The organism is Actinoalloteichus sp. AHMU CJ021 (assembly GCF_002895405.1).
Taxonomy (GTDB): domain Bacteria; phylum Actinomycetota; class Actinomycetes; order Mycobacteriales; family Pseudonocardiaceae; genus Actinoalloteichus_B; species Actinoalloteichus_B caeruleus.
In genome coordinates, this window is the sequence record NZ_CP025990.1 from 2681864 (window position 1) to 2701525 (window position 19662).

15 protein-coding genes are annotated in these 19662 nt (G+C 72.5%); 6 read left to right on the forward strand and 9 right to left on the reverse strand.

Annotation, left to right across the window (positions count from 1 at the left end; all coding sequences use genetic code 11):
• Positions 1 to 414: 414 nt before the first annotated feature.
• From C1701_RS11335 to C1701_RS11355, 5 genes are all read left to right on the forward strand, one after another.
• Positions 415 to 2022 carry an AbgT family transporter gene (locus C1701_RS11335; RefSeq protein WP_103055895.1) on the forward strand — a complete coding sequence of 536 codons (1608 nt, stop codon included), beginning with the start codon at positions 415 to 417 and terminating at the stop codon, positions 2020 to 2022.
• Between the two features lie 163 nt (positions 2023 to 2185).
• Positions 2186 to 2662, forward strand: a complete 477-nt coding sequence (locus C1701_RS11340; protein ID WP_337662232.1) for an acyl carrier protein — start codon at positions 2186 to 2188, stop codon at positions 2660 to 2662.
• 877 nt (positions 2663 to 3539) lie between these two features.
• The gene (locus tag C1701_RS27330; protein ID WP_337662233.1) at positions 3540 to 4358 is read left to right on the forward strand and encodes an acyl carrier protein; all 819 of its coding nucleotides are present in this window, start codon (positions 3540 to 3542) and stop codon (positions 4356 to 4358) included.
• Between the two features lie 572 nt (positions 4359 to 4930).
• A complete protein-coding gene (locus C1701_RS11350; RefSeq protein ID WP_026417908.1) occupies positions 4931 to 5389 on the forward strand; it encodes a hypothetical protein in 459 nt (152 codons plus the stop codon).
• 357 nt (positions 5390 to 5746) lie between these two features.
• Positions 5747 to 6670: a septum formation family protein gene (locus tag C1701_RS11355; RefSeq protein ID WP_051313575.1), complete on the forward strand. Its 924-nt coding sequence runs from the start codon at positions 5747 to 5749 to the stop codon at positions 6668 to 6670.
• Between the two features lie 208 nt (positions 6671 to 6878).
• Here the strand turns inward: C1701_RS11355 and C1701_RS11360 are convergent, their stop codons facing one another.
• The 7 genes from C1701_RS11360 to C1701_RS11390 form a co-directional block, all read right to left on the reverse strand.
• Entirely contained in the window at positions 6879 to 7256 is a 378-nt protein-coding gene (locus C1701_RS11360) for a DoxX family protein (RefSeq protein WP_030106413.1), read from the reverse strand.
• 75 nt (positions 7257 to 7331) lie between these two features.
• Positions 7332 to 9152: a phosphoenolpyruvate carboxykinase (GTP) gene (locus C1701_RS11365; protein ID WP_103055898.1), complete on the reverse strand. Its 1821-nt coding sequence runs from the start codon at positions 9150 to 9152 to the stop codon at positions 7332 to 7334.
• Between the two features lie 825 nt (positions 9153 to 9977).
• On the reverse strand, positions 9978 to 10802 hold the full coding sequence (locus C1701_RS27335) for a DUF6802 family protein (protein WP_051313577.1): 825 nt from the start codon (positions 10800 to 10802) through the stop codon (positions 9978 to 9980).
• Positions 10803 to 10891: 89 nt separating this feature from the next.
• Positions 10892 to 12835 (reverse strand): dynamin family protein, encoded by a 1944-nt coding sequence (locus C1701_RS11375; RefSeq protein ID WP_245588716.1) that lies wholly within the window; start codon positions 12833 to 12835, stop codon positions 10892 to 10894.
• Entirely contained in the window at positions 12832 to 13335 is a 504-nt protein-coding gene (locus tag C1701_RS11380; RefSeq protein WP_425475825.1) for a nucleotide exchange factor GrpE, read from the reverse strand. The genes C1701_RS11375 and C1701_RS11380 overlap by 4 nt, the downstream gene beginning before the upstream one ends.
• 215 nt (positions 13336 to 13550) lie before the next feature.
• Positions 13551 to 15092: a dynamin family protein gene (locus tag C1701_RS11385; protein ID WP_026417911.1), complete on the reverse strand. Its 1542-nt coding sequence runs from the start codon at positions 15090 to 15092 to the stop codon at positions 13551 to 13553.
• A 143-nt stretch (positions 15093 to 15235) separates the two neighbouring features.
• Positions 15236 to 15889, reverse strand: a complete 654-nt coding sequence (locus C1701_RS11390; RefSeq protein WP_035275360.1) for a TetR family transcriptional regulator — start codon at positions 15887 to 15889, stop codon at positions 15236 to 15238.
• A gap of 141 nt (positions 15890 to 16030) precedes the next feature.
• On the opposite strand from C1701_RS11390, the gene C1701_RS11395 reads away from it, so the two are divergent.
• Positions 16031 to 17815 (forward strand): MFS transporter, encoded by a 1785-nt coding sequence (locus C1701_RS11395; protein ID WP_248783921.1) that lies wholly within the window; start codon positions 16031 to 16033, stop codon positions 17813 to 17815.
• Between the two features lie 98 nt (positions 17816 to 17913).
• Here C1701_RS11395 and C1701_RS11400 read toward each other — a convergent pair whose 3' ends face one another.
• A complete protein-coding gene (locus C1701_RS11400) occupies positions 17914 to 18834 on the reverse strand; it encodes an SDR family oxidoreductase (protein ID WP_026417912.1) in 921 nt (306 codons plus the stop codon).
• Positions 18835 to 18886: 52 nt separating this feature from the next.
• A complete protein-coding gene (locus C1701_RS11405; RefSeq protein ID WP_337662234.1) occupies positions 18887 to 19579 on the reverse strand; it encodes a TetR/AcrR family transcriptional regulator in 693 nt (230 codons plus the stop codon).
• Positions 19580 to 19662: the final 83 nt, after the last annotated feature.

The window sequence follows — 19662 nt, forward strand, 5'->3', positions numbered from 1 at the left end:
GCCTGGCGGAACGCCCGCGTTCGGGGCCTGGTGCGCGCCCGGCCCGGCCGTGGTGGTTCCCCGGGTGCCCGCGTCGGTTCGGGGACTCGGACCTGGGCGGCGTGGGGACGGGCCTCGGCGGCCTCGCGTCCCCCGCCGCTCCGACCGCCCCGTGCTCCCGGTGGTTCGCCGCCGCGCCCCGGTCGGCCCCCCGGTGGGCGCGGAGGTTCGGTCGGGGGCCGCGCCAGGCCCCCGGCCCTCCGCCTGGACCCCTGCCGACGTCGTGGGCCGGCCTTCCCACCAGTCCCGGCCCCCGGTCCGCCCCGGCCGTCCCGGGAGTACCCACGTTCGGCTGATTGCTCGTGATCTCCCTTGTGGCGCCTCAGGTCCACCCGAAGGGTGTGCACCGGCGTACGGCACGGGGAGGTGGCGCGGATGGCGCGTGGTGGGCGGGGACGCGGGAGCGGTGGGGCTACCTCCGCCGGCGTCGGCGGCGTGTTGGGGTGGATCGAACGGGTCGGGAACCGGCTGCCGGAGCCCTTCGTGTTCTTCGCCCTGCTCACCCTGCTGGTCGGCGTCGTCTCGACGGTGCTGGCCGCCTTCGGTGCCGCCGTGGTGGTGCCGGGGGAGGACGGGGTCACCGAGGTGCGCGGCGGTTTCTCCGCCGAGGGCATCCGCTTCCTGTTCACCGAGATGCCGGCCAACTTCATCGGTTTTCCCCCGATGGAGACGGTGGTGACGATCATGCTCGCCGTGGGGTTGGCCGAGCGGACCGGGATGTTGACGGCGCTCGTCCGGATCGCGTTCGCCCGGGCACCCCGGGGGCTGCTCCCCTACGCGGTCGGCCTCGTGGGCGTGTCCGGCAGCGTCATGTCGGACTCGGTGTTCATCGTCGTACCTCCGCTGGCCGCGATGGTGTTCCGCGCGGCGGGACGGCACCCGGTGGCCGGCCTGCTCGGCGGCTTCGCGGCCGCGGGTGCGGGTTACTCGACGTCCGTGCTGGTCACGAGCCTCGACGCGCTGTTCGCCGGCATCACCAACAGTGTCGTGTCCTCCCTGGCCCAGCCGGGCACCGAGGTGACGGCCCTGTCCAACTACTACGTGAACGTCGTCTCGGCGGTCGTGCTGAGCCTGCTGGTCGGGGTGGTCATCACCCGGGTCGTGGAGCCGGGTCTGGAGCGGTCCGGATTCCCCCGGTCACCGGTGGTGGAGGACGACCCGCCCACCGGCCCCGCGGACCCGCCCGTCGACCTGGACCAGGTGTCCCCGACGGTCACCGCCGCCGAGCGGCGTGGTCTCGCCGCCGCCGGCCTCGCGCTGCTCACCCTCGTGGTCATGTTGGGGGCCCTCGCCCTGTGGCCCTCGTCGCCGTTGCGCGCCGAGGACGGCGGTTACCTGCCGTCGTCACCGCTGTTGTCCTCGGTCACCACGCTGACCTTCCTGGCGTTCGCCGTGCCGGCCATCGCGTACGGGGCGACCACCGGTGCGATCCGGACCTCGGCCGATGTCCCCCGCCTGGTGGGGCTGGCCGTGCGTGACCTGTCCGGTTTCATCGTGCTGGCCTTCGCCCTCGGCCAGTTCGTCGCGCTGTTCGGCTGGACGAACATCGGCACCTGGCTCGCGGTGCGCGGCGCGGAGTTCCTGCGCGGCAGCGGGCTGGAGGGGTACCCGGCCCTGGTCGGGTTCGTCCTGCTGGCCTCCGTGCTGAACCTCCTCATCATCTCCGGGTCGAGCCTGTGGACGCTGCTGGCCTCGGTGTTCGTGCCGATGTTCCTGCTGGTGGGCTTCGAGCCCGGCTTCACGCAGGCGCTGTTCCGGGCGGGCGACTCCGTCACGCAGGTGATCACCCCGATGAACCCCTACGTGATCGTGCTGCTCACCTTCGTCCGCCGGTACCAGCCCACCGCCGGGCTCGGCACGGTGATCGCGCGGATGCTCCCCTTCGTCGTCCCCTTCTGGGTGGCGTGGCTCGGGATCCTGACGCTCTTCTACGTGGCCGAGCTGCCGCTGGGACCGGGAATGGGCGTCCTCGTCGGGGAGTGATCCGCCAGCGGCGGTACGGGCGAGCCGGCAATAGCGATCTTCACCGGTCGGCGCAAGCGTGTCGGGCTCACTCCTTGGAGTGGAGCAGCCCCGGTGCTCAGGCGCTACGAGTGAGTAGAGCAGAGCATCGATGCGGAAGTTGGACGTGGGAAAGGAGAACACTGTGGGACAGCGTCGTGGGTACCTGTCAGTGCTGATCGGCCTGTCGGCCGCATCCGTCCTCGTCGCCCCGACCGCGTACGCGGAGGCGGTGAACGGGTCGACGGCCAGCGAGTCCCCAACCGGTACGTCGACCCACGGGGAGCTGGCCGAGGAGGAGAGGGCACTCGGACTCGGAACGCTCCGCGACCAGATCCACGGTCTCGTCGCGGACCAGCTGGGAATCAGCTCGGTGTCGGTGGAGGACGAGCACCACCTCGTCGACGACCTCGGGGCCACCGAGGAGGACACCGCCAGCATCGTGGACGGGGCGGAGGCCACCTACGGCGTCCAGCTGCTCCAGCTGGACGTGCGGGAACTCAGCGATGTCGGATCCCTCGTCCTGCTGGTGCGGGACAAGCTGGTGTCCGTGCTGAACGGTGACGCGCTGTCGACGGATGGCGGCGCGACGAGTGAGGTGGCATCCCGGCCCGCGGGGTGACGGTGGTGAGCGGGGGGTGAACCCGGGTTCTCCCCCGACGTGCGTGCCGGCACCGGTCCGGCCGGCCGGTACGCGTACGGAGGTCCTGAGCACACGAGCCCAGGACCTCCGTGTTCGTTCGGGAGCCGTGGTCGCCAGGAGGACCGGCGTGGCCGGGGCTCCGATGACCCCGTGATGCGGGCGGTCAGGCGTCCCCGCGGGGTTCACCAGGTCGCGGGTGTGACGCCTGGCTCCGAACGCCGGTACCGGACGTGGTCGCCCAGCACGGCGACAGGACAGCGCGGTGGCGGCCGGTACCCGTCAGCCGAGGAGCCGCGCCGGACTTCCTGCCCGTGGCCGTGTCCGGCGATCCCCCGCCCTGCTCGTCGATCGGACGACGTCGTGCACGCCGGACGGGAACAACGCCCGCCCGAGTTCGTGGCTCCCGGGGTGCGCGGGAGGCTCCCCCTGGTCGAGGATCCCGAACCACGGGTGCGCCGAGCGTTGCCGGGGTGGGTTGCCCGTGCTGGGCGGACCGGAACGTTGGCGCGCCCGGGTTCCGGCGTTGGGCACCGACGTGCCGCCAGTGCCGGCCAGCTCGTACCGTCGCGGAGCGACAGCGACGACGCGTGCGGGACGTCCCCCACCACCTTGACCGTGGCTCGGCACGGAACGGCCTCGCACGGCGGCCGGGAATGCGCTGTCCGATGAAACGAAAGCCTTCTCCCACACGGGTGGATAGAGCCGTGTGGTCCGGAAGTGCCTGGTGGTGGCCATTGGTCGCCACCACCAGTGTTAGTGGCGCTCACCCCTTGGCGTGGAAGCAGGGAGTCACGGAGCGCGCTTTTCCCGCTACGCGGAGTATCTGGATGGGTTGCCCACCGAGAGGAGAGAACCTGTGTGGCAGTTTCGCAAGGAGTTGGTAGTCGCCGTCGCGGCGGCCGCGTCGAGCCTGTTCCTGGCGCCGCTCACGTCGGCGGTGGCGGCCGAGGGACCGGCCGCTGAGGTCGCCGGCACCCCGGTGTCCGGTGTGGGGACGAGCTCGCCACGGTCTGACGCGGGTTCCGCCGTGGCGAGACACGACGCGCGCCCGAGAGAACCCTTGTTGGACGAGGTACGGGAGGAGGTGCACGGCATCATCTCCGCGCGTCTCGCCGTTCCGAGGCGGGAGATCGACGACTCCCTCCACCTGCGTCGGGACCTCGGCGCGACAGCCGAGGATCTGGCTTCGATCAGCCGCTCGGTCGAGGAACGCTACGAGGTCACCCTGCTGGCGGACGAGGTCGCCGCGTTGCAGAGCGTCGGGGATCTGGTCCACCTCGTGGGGGACAAGGTCGTCCACGCACTGCTCGACGTGGTGATCTCGGAGACCTCGGAGACCTCGGAATCGTCGGTCTCCGGCGGAGGGTGCGGCTGCGCGCCGTGCTCACCCTGCTTGCCCGGCGACCCGGGTGGCCCCGGTGATCCGAGCGACCCGGGTGACCCGGGCGACCCGGGCGACCCCGGTGACCCGGGCGACCCCGGTGACCCGAGCGACCCGGGAGACCCGAGCGACCCCGGTGACCCCGGTGACCCCGGTGACCCGAGCGACCCGGGGAAGCCCGGCGACCCGGGGAAGCCCGGCAAGCCCGGCAAGCCGGGTGAGGGCGACGGTTGCGAGTGCCTGCCGGGTTCGCCGTCCAAGCCCAAGGACATGAGCTCGGACGGACGACTCTGATCCCACCCGTTCGTGCGCTGGGACCGGCGCTCGTGCCAGCCCTCCCAGCGGGTACGTGGCCATCGGCTGACAGCCGGTGGCCATGTGCGCGTTCGGCTGGAGGTGTGGTGCGGGTAGGCACTACGGCGGGGACGCCTATCCGGGCCCTGTCCCGACGTGGCGGAGGCACCGCCACCCAGGAGGAGACGTTCGGCTCCTCGGCTGGGCTTCGCCCGCTCGCGACCCCCGGTTCGGGCGGCCGTGGGACGAGAACGCCCCGCCGTGGGATGAGATCCCCGGTGGCGGCGGCTCTGGGACGGGCGCTTCGCCCGAGCAGGGTCCCGCGCCAGCCGACCGGTGCGGACCCGGCCGGGGAGCTGGCTACCCACCGCCACCCCGGCCTGCCAACGCGTGATCATCGCGCACCGCCGGGTGGAATCGCTGAAGTCGTCCCCGAGACCGCACGATACTGACCGTGATGTGAGTTTCGCGTCGAGCGGTGTGGTCGGTGAGGCGGATCTCCGGACGAGCCCGGCGGTACCGCTGCCACCGGTTCCCGCGATCCCGATCCGTCCACACCTCCGGGAGGCGTCATGACCCAGCACATGCCCATCGCGGCCGACGACCTGGTGCCTACCGCGGACTCCTCGAGATTCAGCTGGTTCCACCACCTCAAGGGGTATGACGAGGAAACCGGTCCGGTCACCAGCATGGTCGAGATCGGCCCGAAGAAGCAGCTCGTCGTGTTGCGACTCGCGTCGACCATGCTCGGCACCATCGGGTTCGAACGCGGTCAGGCCGAGCAGGCCGCCTCGGCGATCCGGGGCCGGGTGCGGTCCGCCGTGACGGTGCTGCACCCGTACGCGGTCGTCGCCCGGCTGTACCTGGCGGCCGCCGTGTCCGGAGTGGTCCTGTGGCTGGACGGCGACCGCGTCCCCGACTGGCGGGTGCGGTTCGGTGGGGAGGCGGCGGACCGACTGGCGGTGTTGTTGGAGGAGGGAGCCACGATGTTGCGGTCCCCCGTCCACGAGTTGGCGTCGCGGTCCTTCTGAACCGTCGTCGGGTACCTCGCCGGAGAGCTCACCTCGGGGCGCTGGGGGACGGGCCGTGTGAACAGGACCGCCCGACCACCGCGGGCCGCCGACCCAGGCCCGCCCGCGACCGCGGGGCCGGCCGCCACGCCCGACCGGCGAATACTCCTCCCGGGGTGTGGTCATCGGTCGTGCGGCCTGCCAGTATGCGGAGACCCCGACCCGTGACGACCCGGGACCGGGGCGCGGAGCCGCGTCGACCTCGCGGCGGAGCCACGCCGACCCGTTCCGATCCTCGCGCTCCGGCCTCGGGGTGCCCGTCGGGAGACGTGCCGGGGGGCGGGCGATACCGTTCGGTCAACGGACAGGGAATGGGTGATGTGCGTGGCTGGGCACTCGGTGCTGCGACGGTTGTGGCTGCTCCCGGTTCTGGGCGTGGCGTTCTCCTCCTGCAGTGGTCCGGAGTCCGCGCCCCCCGACGCGGCGGGGGAGACCCGCCAGACGGCGGCGGCGACCGGTGGGTCCGGGGTCGCCGACGATGCCACCGAACCCGCCGTCCTGCCACCGGACGTGCGTGGCGCCGAGGACCTGCCGGAACCCGGGGCCTGTGTGGTCGTCGACCAGAGCAGCTTCGACTCGGTCGGCTGCTCGCGACCCCACACCTTGGAGGTGGCTCAGGTCCTGGAACTCCCGGACGACCTGCCGAGGCAACGTCCCGACGACCAGCAGCTGCTGAGCCTGTCCCTCACCCAGTGCGGTGAGCCGGCCGCCGAGTACCTGGGCAGCACGGACATGGACGCCACCCGACTCGCGCCGTGGACGGTCTGGCCGTCGAAGACGGGTTGGGCCCGGGGAGAGCGGTGGCTGGTCTGCGGCGTCACCGAACTGGACGGTGCCGAGCCGGTGGAGCGGACCGGTTCGCTGCGGGGAGCGCTCGTCGGCGAACCCTTCTACGAGTTCCAGATCTGCACCGAGGGACCGCCCAGCGAGGAGTCCATCCGGATCGTTCCGTGCGACCAACCGCACCGGGGTGAGGCCGTGCCGGGCACGGTCCCGCTCGGTTCGCCGATGGACCAGTTGCCGGACTCGTCGGACATCGACGAGGTGGCCAGCCCCCACTGCGCGGTGGCCGTGGAGAACTACCTCGGTATCAGCGAGCGGGCGGATGTCCGCACGGTGCGGCGCATCCCCACCGAACAGGGTTGGCAGGCCGGTCACAACTCGGCTGTCTGCTATGTGGAGACCGAGCAGCCGGTGACGGGGACCCTGCTGGGGATCGGGGACCGGCCGCTGCCCGTCTGAGGTGTGCCTGGCGGGTGGGCCCGGGGGAGGGCGGTCACCGGCCGGGTGGTGTGGACACGTGGTGTCGACCCTCGCCCACCTCCGTGGTGGTCCCCGTCCCGGCGAGGCCGAGGGACCCCGCCGGCCGGTCTGTCCTACCCGGCCGTCGTGGTGGCGGTGCGGGGTTCGTGCGGACGCGGTGCGGGGCCCGGTTTCACGTGAAACCAGTTCACCCCAGGGAGTAGGGGCCGAACCGGGTCACCGCCACGATGAGGGCCAGCGTGAACAGGACCGCGTTGACCGCGATGACGCGATGCTCCCCCCGGCGGTGGTGGGTGATCCCGGCGCCGACCATCAACGCCGCCAGCCCGGTGGCGGCGAGCGGGACCAGGGTGGGGAGGACGCCGAACAGGGTGGGGAGCACGAGCGCCGCTCCGCCGAGGACCTCCAGGACGCCGATCGTCTTGAGTGACCGGTAGGAGTAGTCCTCGGCGTAGCCGAGGCCGCGATCGACCAGCTGGGTCGGTGTGAGCAGCAGCTTCGAGATCCCCGATGGGACGAAGGTGGCCGCCAGCACGATCTGGAGCAGCCAGATGACGAAGCTCATCACACCTCCCCGCTGGTCGCCGGCCCCGGCCCGTCGTCCTCAGTGTCGGACGCCCCCGCCGTCGCCGCAGCGCGGTCAGCCCAGGCGTTCCCGCAGCGCGGCCAGCTCGTCCCGCAGCGTGCCGGGCAGGGCATCGCCGATCGTGTCGAACCACTCCTCGATCAGGGGCAGCTCGGCACGCCACTCCTCCCGGTCCACGCGCAGCGCGGCCTCGACGTCCGCCTCGGTACCCGCCAACCCGGACAGGTCGAGCCCGCTGGCGGTCGGTACCCGCCCGATCGGGGTGTCGACGGCCGCCGCGACCCCGTCCAGGCGGTCCACGATCCATTTCAGCACGCGCGAGTTCTCACCGAAGCCCGGCCACAGGAACCGGCCGTCCTCGCCCCGGCGGAACCAGTTGACGTAGAAGATCCTCGGCAGCCGGGAGGCGTCGGCCTCCTTGCCGAGGTTGATCCAGTGCTGGAAGTAGTCACCCGCGTTGTAGCCGATGAAGGGCAGCATGGCCATCGGGTCCCGCCGGACCTGCCCGACCCGTCCGGTCGCCGCCGCCGTCTTCTCGCTGGAGAGGGTGGCGCCCATGAAGACACCGTGCTGCCAGTCCCGGGCCTCGGTGACCAGCGGGATCGTCGTCGCGCGTCGTCCGCCGAAGAGGATCGCGGAGATGGGCACTCCTCGCGGATCGTCCCACTCGGGCGCCAGCACGGGGCACTGTCCCATCGGCGTGCAGTACCGCGAGTTCGGGTGGGAGGACAGCTCGCCCCGCTCCCCGTCCTCGGGCGTCCAGTCCTCGTGCCGCCAGGAGGTGAGGTGGTCGGGGGCACCGTCCATCCCCTCCCACCAGATGTCGCCGTCCTCGGTCATCGCGACGTTGGTGAAGATGGAGTTCCCGCGCTCCAGCGTGCGCATCGCGTTGGGGTTGGTCTTCCAGTTCGTGCCAGGCGCGACGCCGAAGAACCCGGCCTCCGGGTTGACCGCGTAGAGCCTGCCGTCCTCGCCGAACCGCATCCACGCGATGTCGTCGCCGAGGGTCTCGACCCGCCAACCGGGGATGGTGGGTTCCAGCATGGCCAGGTTGGTCTTGCCGCAGGCGGACGGGAAGGCGGCCGCGACGTAGCGCACCTCGTCGGTGGGGGAGATCAGTTTGAGGATGAGCATGTGCTCGGCGAGCCACCCCTCGTCCCGGGCCATCGCCGAGGCGATCCGCAACGAGTAGCACTTCTTGCCCAACAGCGCGTTGCCCCCGTAGCCGGAGCCGAAACTCCAGATCGTGCGCTCCTCGGGGAAGTGCGAGATGTACTTGGTGTCGTTGCAGGGCCAGGGCACGTCCGCCTCGCCGTCGGCGAGCGGCCTGCCCACCGAGTGCAGGCAGGGGACGAACTCGCCGTCGCTCCCGAGGCGGGACAACACATCATCCCCCATTCGGGTCATGATGTGCATCGACACCACGACGTACTCGGAGTCGGTGATCTCGACGCCGAACATGGGTCGCTCGGCGTCCAGCGGTCCCATGCAGAACGGGATGACGTACATCGTCCTGCCGCGCATGCACCCCCGGTACAGCTCCGTCATCACCCGTTTCATCTCCGCCGGCGGCATCCAGTTGTTGGTGGCCCCGGCGTCGGCCTCGTCCCGGGAGCAGATGAACGTGCGCTCCTCGACCCTGGCCACGTCGCTGGGGTCCGAGGCGCACCAGAACGAGTTGGGCTTGGCCCGGAGGGGTACGAAGGTGCCCGCCGCGACCAGGGCGTCGGTCAGCCGCCTCCACTCCGCCTCGGAGCCGTCGCACCAGACGACGGTGTCCGGGGTGGTCAGGTCCGCGACCTCGCGGACCCAGGCGAGGAGACCTTCGTGGGTGGTGGGCGGCTGGTCGAGACCGGGTACGGCGAGTGCGGTCATGGTCCTCACGTCTCCTGACTGCCAGGTGCTGCCGGCGGTGGTTGTGCGCTGTCCACGGCTCGGTGGAACACGAAGACCCCCACGAACGCGGAAATGCTTCGCGCCGCCCGGTGGCGGCGGGCGGACCACGAAATTGGGGGTTCCCGAAGGTTAGCGGCAGTAGGCCCTCGGTACTCAACGGAAAGTTGTCGGCTCTCTCACAGGACCGATAAGGGTATCGATTCAGCACCTGGAAGTTGGGCTCTGTTCTCGTTTGTCCGCAACGAATTCGGTCCGGTTCGGGTGAGTGGGCGGGGTGCGCTCGCCGTCCCCGGTCAGGCGTACCGGCGGCGCGGCGGAGCCCGTTCGACGGCGTTCGACGCCCGGGGAGCCGGGCGAACGCGAGAATGCGCGCAACCGGTTGACCAGTTTCGGTGGGCTGGGCCGGACGCCTCCGGTCCGTGGTCCGGTCCGCAGGCGCCGGGAAATACCGGTGGCGATTCCATTCCGCGCGGCCAGGCGAAGGGGAGGTCGCGGGCCGTGGTGGTTTATCCGGTTGGCGGCCGAATGGGCGTCGAATAGGGGGATATTCGGATGCCAGGGCCAGTGCCGCGAACTTCCGCTGGAATTGGGGGAAAGTCCGCCGGTCGACCCCGTTCCCTTTCCTCCGGTAGCGGGCCCGGCGGTGTTCCGACCGCGCCGCTCACCGGATCGGGCGCGGTTCGGAGCGCGCCGCCGCCCGTGGGGGCGGTCGGCGGGCGCCAGGAGCGGACCCGCCGACCACGACGGCCACGACCACGCCGAGTGCCGTCGGCGCGGCGAGCCCTCCACGGGCTCGCCCGTCGATCAAGCCCAGTGCGCCTGCGCGACCTCGGGCGACTCCCCGCTGGCGTCCCCGCTCGGAGCGGAGGCACCGGCCACGGGGACGGCGGACCCGCCGACGGACGCGGTGACGTCGTAGCGCGCGCGTGCGTCGGTCGCCTCGTCGCCCCACTCCTCGTCGGAGCCGCTGGGCACCGCCCCGTGGTGGCCGGTGTCGGGGACGTACTGCCCCTGGGCGTCCAACCCGCCCTGTTCGACGACGACCCACTCCCCGCCGCCGGTGTGCTCGGCGAGGACCACCGTGCCGTCGGCGTGGAACTCGGCGATCAGGTCGGCGTCGCCGTCGCCGTCGACGTCGCTGACGACCAGCACGACGTCATCCTCGGTGACCACCACGGAGGTGTCGGCGACTCCGTCACCGTTCATGTCCTCCGTCGGCGCGCCGACATCCATCGGGCCGCCCGGTGTGCGCACGAGGATGGAGTCCCCCGAGTAGCTGGCGTCGTCGAAGGGTTCGCCGGCGGGCAACTCCCCGATGTCGAGGCGGGGGTTCCCCTCGAGGGTCCGTTCGGGGTCGGACGCCACCCAACCACCGGACGCCTGGTCGTAGCCGGCGGTCCCGGTGACGTTGCCGTGTTCGTCGTACTCGACCAGCAGGTCCGCCTCACCGTCGCCGTCCGAGTCCGTGAAGACCAGGTACCCGTCGTCGGTCTCCAACAACACGCTGTCCGGTGTCCCGTCGCCGGAGAAGTCGTGGTTGGTCTCCCCGGTGTACTCCTGGCCGTCGACGACCACCCGCAGGTCCGTGCTGTCGCCGGTGGTGTCACCGGCCTCACCCTCGATGTACACCGCATCCCCCTCACCGGGTCGTTTCGGATCTCGACCGGCCGACGGTGCTGCTCGGCCCCCGGGCGGTCCGGTCGGACGTCACGTTGGACTCACGGTAGGCAGTTCTGGTTCCCGCCCAACCGGGGCCCCGGGCCCGGCCGGCCCGGGGAGGTGCCGGGCTGGGCGGCGTGGCCGCGACCAGGCCCGAGCTCGCGCATCCTGGCGAGCAGCTGGTCGACCTGTTCGGCCCCGGCCCGCACCTCCGCCAGGGTTCGGCGCACCCGTTGCGTCTCCCTCGCGCGGTCGGCGGAACCCATCCGCAGCGCCCTGTCGACCTCCCGGAGCTCCTCCTCGATGCCGTTGACGCGCCGGCCGAGCACCTCGTCGAGCGCGGTCGAGAGCTGGATCTCCGCCTCGATCAGCTGCTCGGACACCACCTGGTCCAGGGTGGACCGGGCGTCGGCGAGGGCATCGGACAGCCACTGCCGCAGGTGCTGCTTGTCCGCGCCGTGGCGGCGGACCCGGCCGATCCACCAGCCGGCGCCGAGGCCCAGCGCCACCACGGGAACGACGAGCGGCAGGGCTGCCAGCCCGGCCGCGGCCCCGAAGGGCAGCATCGCCAGCTTGCTCGCCCCCAGCCCCGCCGAGATGCCCATCGACCCGCCCATGAAGACCAGCAGGCGGTCCTCCGCCGTCTGCTGGCGCCGGTCCGCCGGGCGCATCACGACGAAGGGCTGGGTGGACCTGGCCACCTGGTCGCGGATCATGGCGAGTTCGGCGGGCGAGAACAGTTCGGCGAGCGTCAGTTCGGTCACCCTGGCCAGCCGTTGTTCGAGCATCGCGCTGGTGCGGGCCGAGAGGAGTCGCAGCGCGGCGTCCACGTGCCGGGGCAACCGCTCGAGCCCGGCGCGGTCCGCGCCGTCGATCTGCCGGCGGAACCAGTACTGCACGTCGCGGACCTGGCGGGCGACCTCGTGACCGCACTCGACCCGTGCCCGGTTCAGCTCGCCTCGCAGGCGCAGCTGCCATCCCCTGCTGGCGGAGCGGCGTTCCGCCGACAGCTCGTCCCGGCGTCGCCTGAGGGCGCGGGCCTCGTCCTCCCCGGTGGTCAGGGCCCGTTCCTCGGCCTCGAGACGGGCGGTGAGGGCGGCGAGGGAACTGGCGAGCGCCCGCATCGTGTTCGCCTCGCCGAGCATGTTGCCGCGTCCGGCCACGGTGCTGACGAGCGAGGTGGCGAGTTCCGCGATCCCCGACCGCGCCCGCAGCATGTCGGCGGGCCCCGCGTGCGGGGCGGAGGCGGCGAGCTGCGACAACCGCGCGGACACCGGGTGGATGTCGGCGTCCGCGAAGCGCGGCGCGTGCTCGGCGAGCAGCGCCCTGTCGGCGGCGAGCACCTCCCGCCACCCCCGGTACTGGTCCGTCTTGGTCAGGGCGAACACCACCGTCTCCACCCGGTCGGAGATGGAGCGGAGGAAGGACAGCTCGCCGTGGGTCAGCGGGCTGGAGGCGTCCAGGACGAACAGCAGGGCCGTCGCCTTCGCCGCCGCGTCCGCCGCGCGCTCACCGTGGATCGCGTCCAGACCGCCCACACCCGGCGTGTCGACCAGGTCGAGGTCGGTGAGCAGCGGTGCCGGCCCGGTGACCGCGATGTCGCGGGGCGGCAACGCGCCGGGCGGGAGCGTGCCGTCGACGCACACCCAGTTCCGCAGTTCGCCCAGGGGGATGTCCACCGCCGCGTCGTCTCCGTAGCGGGCCGAGGCGCTCCACGAGGGGCCGCCGGTGAACCGGAGGTAGGTGGCCGTGGCGACGTCGGCGTCGACCGGGGACAGGTCGTGCTGGTCGAGCAGCGCGTTCACCAGGGAGCTCTTGCCCCGGTTGGTCTCGCCGACGACCACCACGGTGGGCCGGGGCTGCTTGGCCCCGCGTACCCGCTCGACCCACTCGGCGGCGTCGACGTCGGCCGAACGCAGCAGTTCCACCAGTCGTTCCCGCGTCTGCCTGACCAGCTTGGGCAGGGCGACGCCGGAGCCGGACGGGGCCCGCTCGCCGGTCATCCCGGCCCTTTCCGCGTGTAGACGGTGACGACGGGTACCCGCAGCGTGCGACCGCGGTCGGCGAAACCCACCACCTCCGTCTCGGCGACCGTCCCGGCCAGCGCCGGGTCGTCGGTGTCCGTCACGCCACCGGCCTCGTGGCGGGCCGGGTCGAACCGGTCCCCGTCCGGCCGCAGCGAGGTGACGCCGACGGCCGCCAGGCCCTCCTCGATGCGTTCGGCCACACCCGCGCTGCGCGCCCGGTCCAGGGCGTACAGGCAGAGCCTGATCAGGTCCTGGCGCTCACGCAGGACGCGTTCGTGGTCGGTGCTGTCCTCGGCGGTCGCCGCGCGCGCGGCCGTGTCGAGCGAATGAAGGCCCACGTCGCGGTAGGACGTGTCGCCGGCGCGGGCGGTTCCGGCCGTCCCGGCACCGGACGGGGGCACCGGTGTGGCCGTCGAGGCCGGGGGTCGGTTCTCCGCTGGCACGGGTGCGTCCGGCACGTCGGGTGCCTCCGGCACTTCGGGCGCGGCGCCGTGCGGGGTGGCGTCGTCGGGGTGGACCGAGGGGACGGCCTCGGGAGGGGCGCTGGGAACGGGCGGGGTGAGGGGCGGCTCCGGTGGTACGAGCACCGGGTCGGTGTGCTCGTCGTGGCCTCGGGCGGCCCGCCCCGGGCCGGTCCCGGGTCGTGGTGTCGGGCGCGGCTCCTCGCGTCGCCGCCGCCGGAACCAGGGGGTCATGTCGCCTCCCTGAGCTGTTGCCAGAGTAGGAAGTAGGCGCGGTGGACCACGTGGGCCACCCTGCTCTGCGCCGGAGTGGCCCCGAACGAGGCGAACGACCGCCACCAGCCGGCACGTTCGAGCGCGTGGGCGGCGAGTTCCGTCCTGGGACGTCCGGCGAGGCCCAACCGTTCCCCGGGGTCCGAGGTGCTCCCGACCCGGAGGATCTCCTCGGCGAGGTCGTCGGGCATCGCGACGGTTCCGCCCGCGACCAGGGTCAGCGCCTCCAGCAGGCGCAACTGGTGCGCTTCGGGCCGCGCCAGCAGCACCTCGATGGCGTCGTGGACGCGTTGCCGTTCGCCGGGGTCGCCGGAGGCGTGGGCGAGCGCCGTGACGGAGGCCATCGCCGCCGCCGCCTTGATCCCGTCCGCCCTCGCCTGGAAGAGGGTGCGCAGCCGAGCGCGCACGGCGGCGAGCCCGGAGGCGTCCAGGAGCCGGCGGCGGAGGGCGCCGGCGGTGATCTCGGGGTCCTCGGTGACGGCCAGGACGCCGCTGCGGACGCCGTACAGGTCGAGTCGTTCCAGGAGCCGGCGGCGGTCGGCCGGCGGCACCGCGCACTCCCAGTCGACGAACAGGTCGGCGGAGAGCAGCATCGTCTCCCTGGTCTCCTCGTCGAGCGCGGCCAGGTCCTTCAGGCACCGCGCGTCGGCCGAGGTGAAGCCGCCGGTCTCCGAGGTCTCGGCGAGCAGGCCGATGACGGGCAGCACGTCGGCGACCCTGGGGCGGAGCGCGGCCGCCTGGCTGGCGGCGACCAGGCCGGCCGCCCGCCAGGTGGAGCCGTCCGAGCCGGGGACCGAGTCCGGTTCCACCGTGTCCGCCTTGTTGAGGACGGCGACGGCGTTGACCGGGCCGGCCTCCCGGCGGGCGGTGGCCGCGGTGAAGGCGGTCAGCGCGTGCTCGTCGTCCGCCTTGACGGTCTGGGTGAGGACGTAGAGCACGGCCTCCGCTCCGGCGACCGCGTCGCGGGACACCGGGTCCAGCTCACCCGGTGGCTCGTCGCCCGCGCCCAGCAGTTCCCGGGTGCGGCGGACCGACGCCGAGTCGAGCGATCCGAGGCCGGGGGTGTCGATGACGGTCAGGTCACGCAGGACGGCGTTGGTCAGGTAGGCCTCGAGGTGGGAGACCGACGCGATGTCGACGCCCAGGTCGGCGGGGATCATGCCCTGCTGGTCGAAGGGGAGGACCTGCTTGCGGCCGTCCCGGAAGATCACCTCGACCCGGTCGACGGTGCCGTACTGGAAGCGGGTCACCAGCCGGGTGCACTCGCCCACGTCCGTCGGCGCCACCCGGCGGCCGATCAACGCGTTCACCAGCGTGGACTTGCCGGACTTGATCCGTCCCGCGACGGCGACCTGGAGCGGGGCGGAGAGCCGGTGGAGCACCTGCCGGAAACCGGCCGCCGTGGCCGGGCCGACCTGGGGCTGGAGCCGGTCGCACAGGGTGGCCACCGCCGCCGAGAGCGGGCCGGGCCAGTGCCGCTGGGGTGGTCCGTGGACCAACCGTCACTCCTCGGGCTCGACGCGGGCATTCTCGACACAGATCGTGCCACGTCCACCACCGCCGGCGTTCCGTCCGGAGGCCCGGGACCCAGCGCCTCGGCCGTCGAACCCGGTCCGGTCGCCCGCGGAGCGCCGCGTGTCCGTCAGGCGGGGGCGGGGGCCGGCAGTCCCCGTGCCGTCTCGGAGAGGCCGTCGATGGTGGTGTGCAGCACCTCGGCGAGCAGGGCGGAGGGCAGCGGCCCCTCGGGACGCGCCAGCCAGGCCTGGAGGGAGACCGAGACGGTCCCGGCGAGCGCCATCGCCCACGCCTGGGGGCGGGGGTCGGTGTGGGGGTCGGCGCCGAGCCGTTCGGCGATCAGGGCGGTCAGTTCCCGCATCCAGTTCGAGGAGACGATGTGCTGCGCGTACCGCACCTCGTCGACCTCGGCGAGGAGTTCGCACCGCAGCAGGTGCTGCGCCCGCTCCTCCTGCATCACGTCGTCGAGCTCGCCCAGCGCCCAGGCCAGGGAGCGCATCGGGTGCTCGTCGGCGGGCCGCCGGCTGATGCTCTCCCGCAGCATCTGGGCGGGCCAGGCCGGGTCGCCGAAGAGGACCGCCTCCTTGCTCGGGAAGTAGCGGAAGAAGGTGCGTGGCGCGATGTCGGCGGCGTCGGCGATCTGGGCGATCGTGGTGGCCTCGAAACCGTGTTCCCGGAACAGGCGGAGCGCGGCCGCCTCGATGCCGGCGCGGGTCCGCTGCGCCCTGCGCCGCCGGCGGTCCGGCGGTGCGGCGTGGTGGGGGTCCGGGGCCTCGGTCATGGCTCCCAAGGGTTCACGGGATGTCCGGCCAGTGTCAACCATGCCATAAGTCACGTGTGCCAACTGGCACGTGTGACATAACGTGGAGGGGTCGGCCTGGTCGAGGGAGGGCCGGCTTCCCCGTCTTGTCGAGGAGATGACGTGTCCCGTGTCCAGCCCGAGGCCCAGGTGCCGCCGGGACAACCCCGTTCGTCGATGACGGACGACGAGCGCGCCGCGGTCGCCGAGGGCATCGAGTTATCGGTCTACCGCGACAGGTGGAAGACCCTGCTGGTGCTGTGCCTGGCGCTGGCGACGGTCATGCTGGCCAACACCTCACTGGGGGTCGCGCTCCCCGTGCTCTCGGTGGACCTGGGTGCCACCACCAGCCAGCAGCAGTGGTTCAACAACGCCTTCACGCTCGTGTTCGCCGGTCTGCTCTTCACCGCGTCCGCGATGGCCGACCGGTACGGCCGCAAGGCCATGTTGCAGGCGGGCCTGGTGGTGTTCGGCCTCGGCTCCGCCTACGTGTGGCTGTTCACCGACTCGAGCACCGAGCTGATCGCCGCCCGTGCCGCGTTGGGCGTCGGCGCCGCGATGGTGATGCCCGTGACGCTGTCGATCCTGACCAGTGTCTTCCCCCGCCACCAGCGGACCAGGGCGGTGGCGGTGTGGGCCGCCGTGTCCGGCGCCGGTACGGCCCTCGGGCCGGTGGTCTCCGGAGTCCTGCTGGAGTTCTACTCCTGGCAGTCGGTCTTCGTCATCAACATCCCCGTCGTCATCGTCGGCGTGGCCCTGGGCGTCCGGTTCGTCCCCGGCCACCGGCTGGTGGCGGCCGGCGCCGGCGAGGGCGGGCACGGTGGCATCGACCCGGGTGGGGCGGTGCTGTCGACGCTGGGTATCGGCACGGTCGTCTACGCCCTGATCCAGGCGGAGCACAACGGGTGGGCGTCGGCGACGACGCTGGGACTGCTCGCGGCCGGCCTCGTCCTGGTCGCGGTCTTCGTCCTGTGGGAGCGCCGGGTGAAGGACCCGATGCTGGACATGACGCTGTTCCGGGACAAGGCGTTCTCCGCGTCGGCGCTCTCGCTCACGCTGGTGTTCTTCGCCCTGATCGGGGTGTTCTTCTCCCTCAGCCTCACCCTCCAGCTCGTGTTCGGCTACTCGCCGCTGATGTCCTCGGTGGCCATGCTGCCGGTCTCGGTGATGATGGTGCTGGTCTCGCCCCAGGTCGCCCGGGTCGTGGGCCGGTTCGGCCCGAGGGCGACCGTGGTGAGCGGGATGGGTCTCGCCGCGCTCGGCATGGGGATCCTGGGCACCCTGAGCGTCGACTCGGGCTACTGGCACCTGTTGTTCGGCCTGGCCACCGTCTCGCTGGGTATCGCGCTCACGATGCCGCCCGCCACCGACATGCTGATGTCGAAGGTGCCCCGGGAACGGGCCGGGATGGGGTCGGCCACCAACGACGTGACTCGCGAGATCGGTGCCTCGCTGGGGATCGCGGTCCTCGGTTCGGTGCTGGGCAGCACCTACGGGAGCCGGTTGTCGGACTCGCTGACGGGTTTCCCCGAGGACGTCCGGGAGACCGCGACCAACTCCTTGGTCGGCGGTCTCGGTGTGGCCCGGTCGTTGGGTGAGGAGGGCACCGGACTGCTGCGCGAGGTCATGGAGTCCTGGATGGACGGGGTGCGGGTGGCCCACCTCGCGGCGACCGTGCTGATCCTCATCGCGGCAGTGGTGGCCTGGGCCTGGCTGCCCCGGGTGGCGGAGGACATGCACCGGACCGCCGGGTCGGAGGGGGCCGGGGACGCGACGTCGTCGTCGACCGCCGGTGACGACGGGCCCGCCGAGACCGGTGGCGCCCAGCAGGAGGCCTCCGCCGTGGCGAGCGGCGCGGGGGGAGCGGAGGACGGCCGTTCGCCGGCCAGGTCCGACGGCGGGGAGTAGGAGCTCCCGATCCGGGGCGCCCGGGGCCCGGCGGGTGGAACCGCCGGTGGCCCCGGGACCGTTTCGGGACCGCCCCGGACGCGGTCGTTCGGCCCGGGTCAGCGGTAGTCGTCGGCCGTGCGGTCCCGACGACCGCCGAGGGCGACCTCGCGGATGTAGGTGGCCGCGTCGGGTTGGGAGCCGTCCAGGTCGCGCACGCCGTAGGCGGCGGCGAGCTCACCGCTGGACACGCCGCGCCCTCCCCAGCGGGAGACGTCCGGGTCGGCGGCGAGGGCCGCGACGGCGCGGCCCAGGTAGCGGGGGGTCTCCGAAATGGCGAAGTGCGGATCCCGCTCGATGCCGTCCCGCCAGTTCTCCTCGGTCACCCCGAAGTGGTCCAACATGCGTTCCGAGCGGAGGAAACCGGGGCTGACGGTGACCGCCGCTCCCCCGAAGGGCGCCAGCTCGTGGTGGAAGGCCGTGCCGAGCCGGCGCATCGCCGACTTGACCAGGAAGTAGGGCACGGCTGTCCCCACGTACTCGTCGTCGTCGCCGTCGGTGACCTCGACGAGCAGGCCGCCCGGCCTGGCGATGAGCAGCGGCAGCAGCGTGTGCGCGGTGACGAGGTGGGTCTCGACGCCGTTGCGGAGCACCCGCAGGGCGTCCTCCAGGCTGGTCTCCCAGAACGGGGTGCCGTGGACCACGAGGGGGTCACCGCCCCAGACGTCGTCGACGAGGATGTCCAGCCGACCGTCCTGCTCGGAGTGGATGCGCTGGGCCAGCGCGGTGACGTCGGCGACGGAGTTGTGGTCGCAGACGACCGGGATGCCGGTGCCGCCGGCCGAGGTCACCAGCTCGGCGGTCTCCTCGATGGTCTCCGCGCGGTTCAGGGGACTGCGCGTCCGCCCGCTCGTGCGGCCGGTGACGTAGACGGTGGCCCCCGAGGCGCCGAGTTCCACGGCGATGCCCCGGCCGCATCCCCGGGTGCCGCCGGTGACGACGGCGACCCGCCCGTGCAGTGGTGCGTTCTTCTCCGCCAAGTCCTCGTTCCCTTCGTGATGGATCTCCGGCTGGGTTGGTCGTGGCCGCCGCTCAGCCGGGAGGGCGCCGCCATCCGTCGAGCACCGCGTCCACGTCGGCGAGGAGCCGGTGGACCAGGGACCCCTCGGGGCGCATCGACCAGTGCAACGCCGAGCCGTTGACCAGGGCCGCCAGTACGGAGCCCGCCACCTCCGGGGCCGGTGCGCCGGGCAGTTCCCCTGCGTCGACCGCGGCGCCGACCAGGCGGCGCAGTTCGGTGCTGACCCGGCCGTACACCTCGCCGAGGAGCTGGCGGAGTTCCGGGTCCTGGAGGTCCGTCCCCAGCGCGGCCAGGTTGTGCGCGGCGGTGTCGGGGTTGTCGAGCGCGCGGTAGGGCGAGGTCGCCGCCGCCCTGACCGCCTCGACCGGGTCGCCGGCGTCCTTCGCGGCGTCGCGCATGGTGGTGCGCACCTCGTCGGCGCTGGCCCGGCTCATCGCGACGTGCAGGCCGTGCTTGGAACCGAACCGTTGGACCAGGGTGGCGGGCACCACCCCGGCGCGGCGGGCGATCTCGGCCAGGGCGAGCCGTCGCGGTCCCAGCTCCGCGAGCGCCGCGCTCGCCGCTCGGATCAGCTGTTCGTCCGTGGTGCTCCTCGGTCTGGCGACCCCGTTATTGAACCACGGTTCACAAACGTTTGTGAATCGTCGTTCATGAACTTGCCGGTACGCCCCCGGGGTGTCGGCCCCCAGGACCTTGCGGGGCAAGTGGGGGTTGACCTCGGGGTGATCACGGATACCCCGGGGGGTCCGTCTCCGACAGGCTGACTCCCGAAGCGACAGCGGACGAG

Coding starts and splice junctions, on each gene's coding strand:
- C1701_RS11335 (WP_103055895.1), top strand. CDS start 415: ATGGCGCGTGGTGGGCGGGGACGCGGGAGCGGTGGGGCTACCTCCGCC.
- C1701_RS11350 (WP_026417908.1), top strand. CDS start 4,931: ATGACCCAGCACATGCCCATCGCGGCCGACGACCTGGTGCCTACCGCG.
- C1701_RS11355 (WP_051313575.1), top strand. CDS start 5,747: ATGTGCGTGGCTGGGCACTCGGTGCTGCGACGGTTGTGGCTGCTCCCG.
- C1701_RS11360 (WP_030106413.1), bottom strand. CDS start 7,256: ATGAGCTTCGTCATCTGGCTGCTCCAGATCGTGCTGGCGGCCACCTTC.
- C1701_RS11365 (WP_103055898.1), bottom strand. CDS start 9,152: ATGACCGCACTCGCCGTACCCGGTCTCGACCAGCCGCCCACCACCCAC.
- C1701_RS11375 (WP_245588716.1), bottom strand. CDS start 12,835: ATGACCGGCGAGCGGGCCCCGTCCGGCTCCGGCGTCGCCCTGCCCAAG.
- C1701_RS11390 (WP_035275360.1), bottom strand. CDS start 15,889: ATGACCGAGGCCCCGGACCCCCACCACGCCGCACCGCCGGACCGCCGG.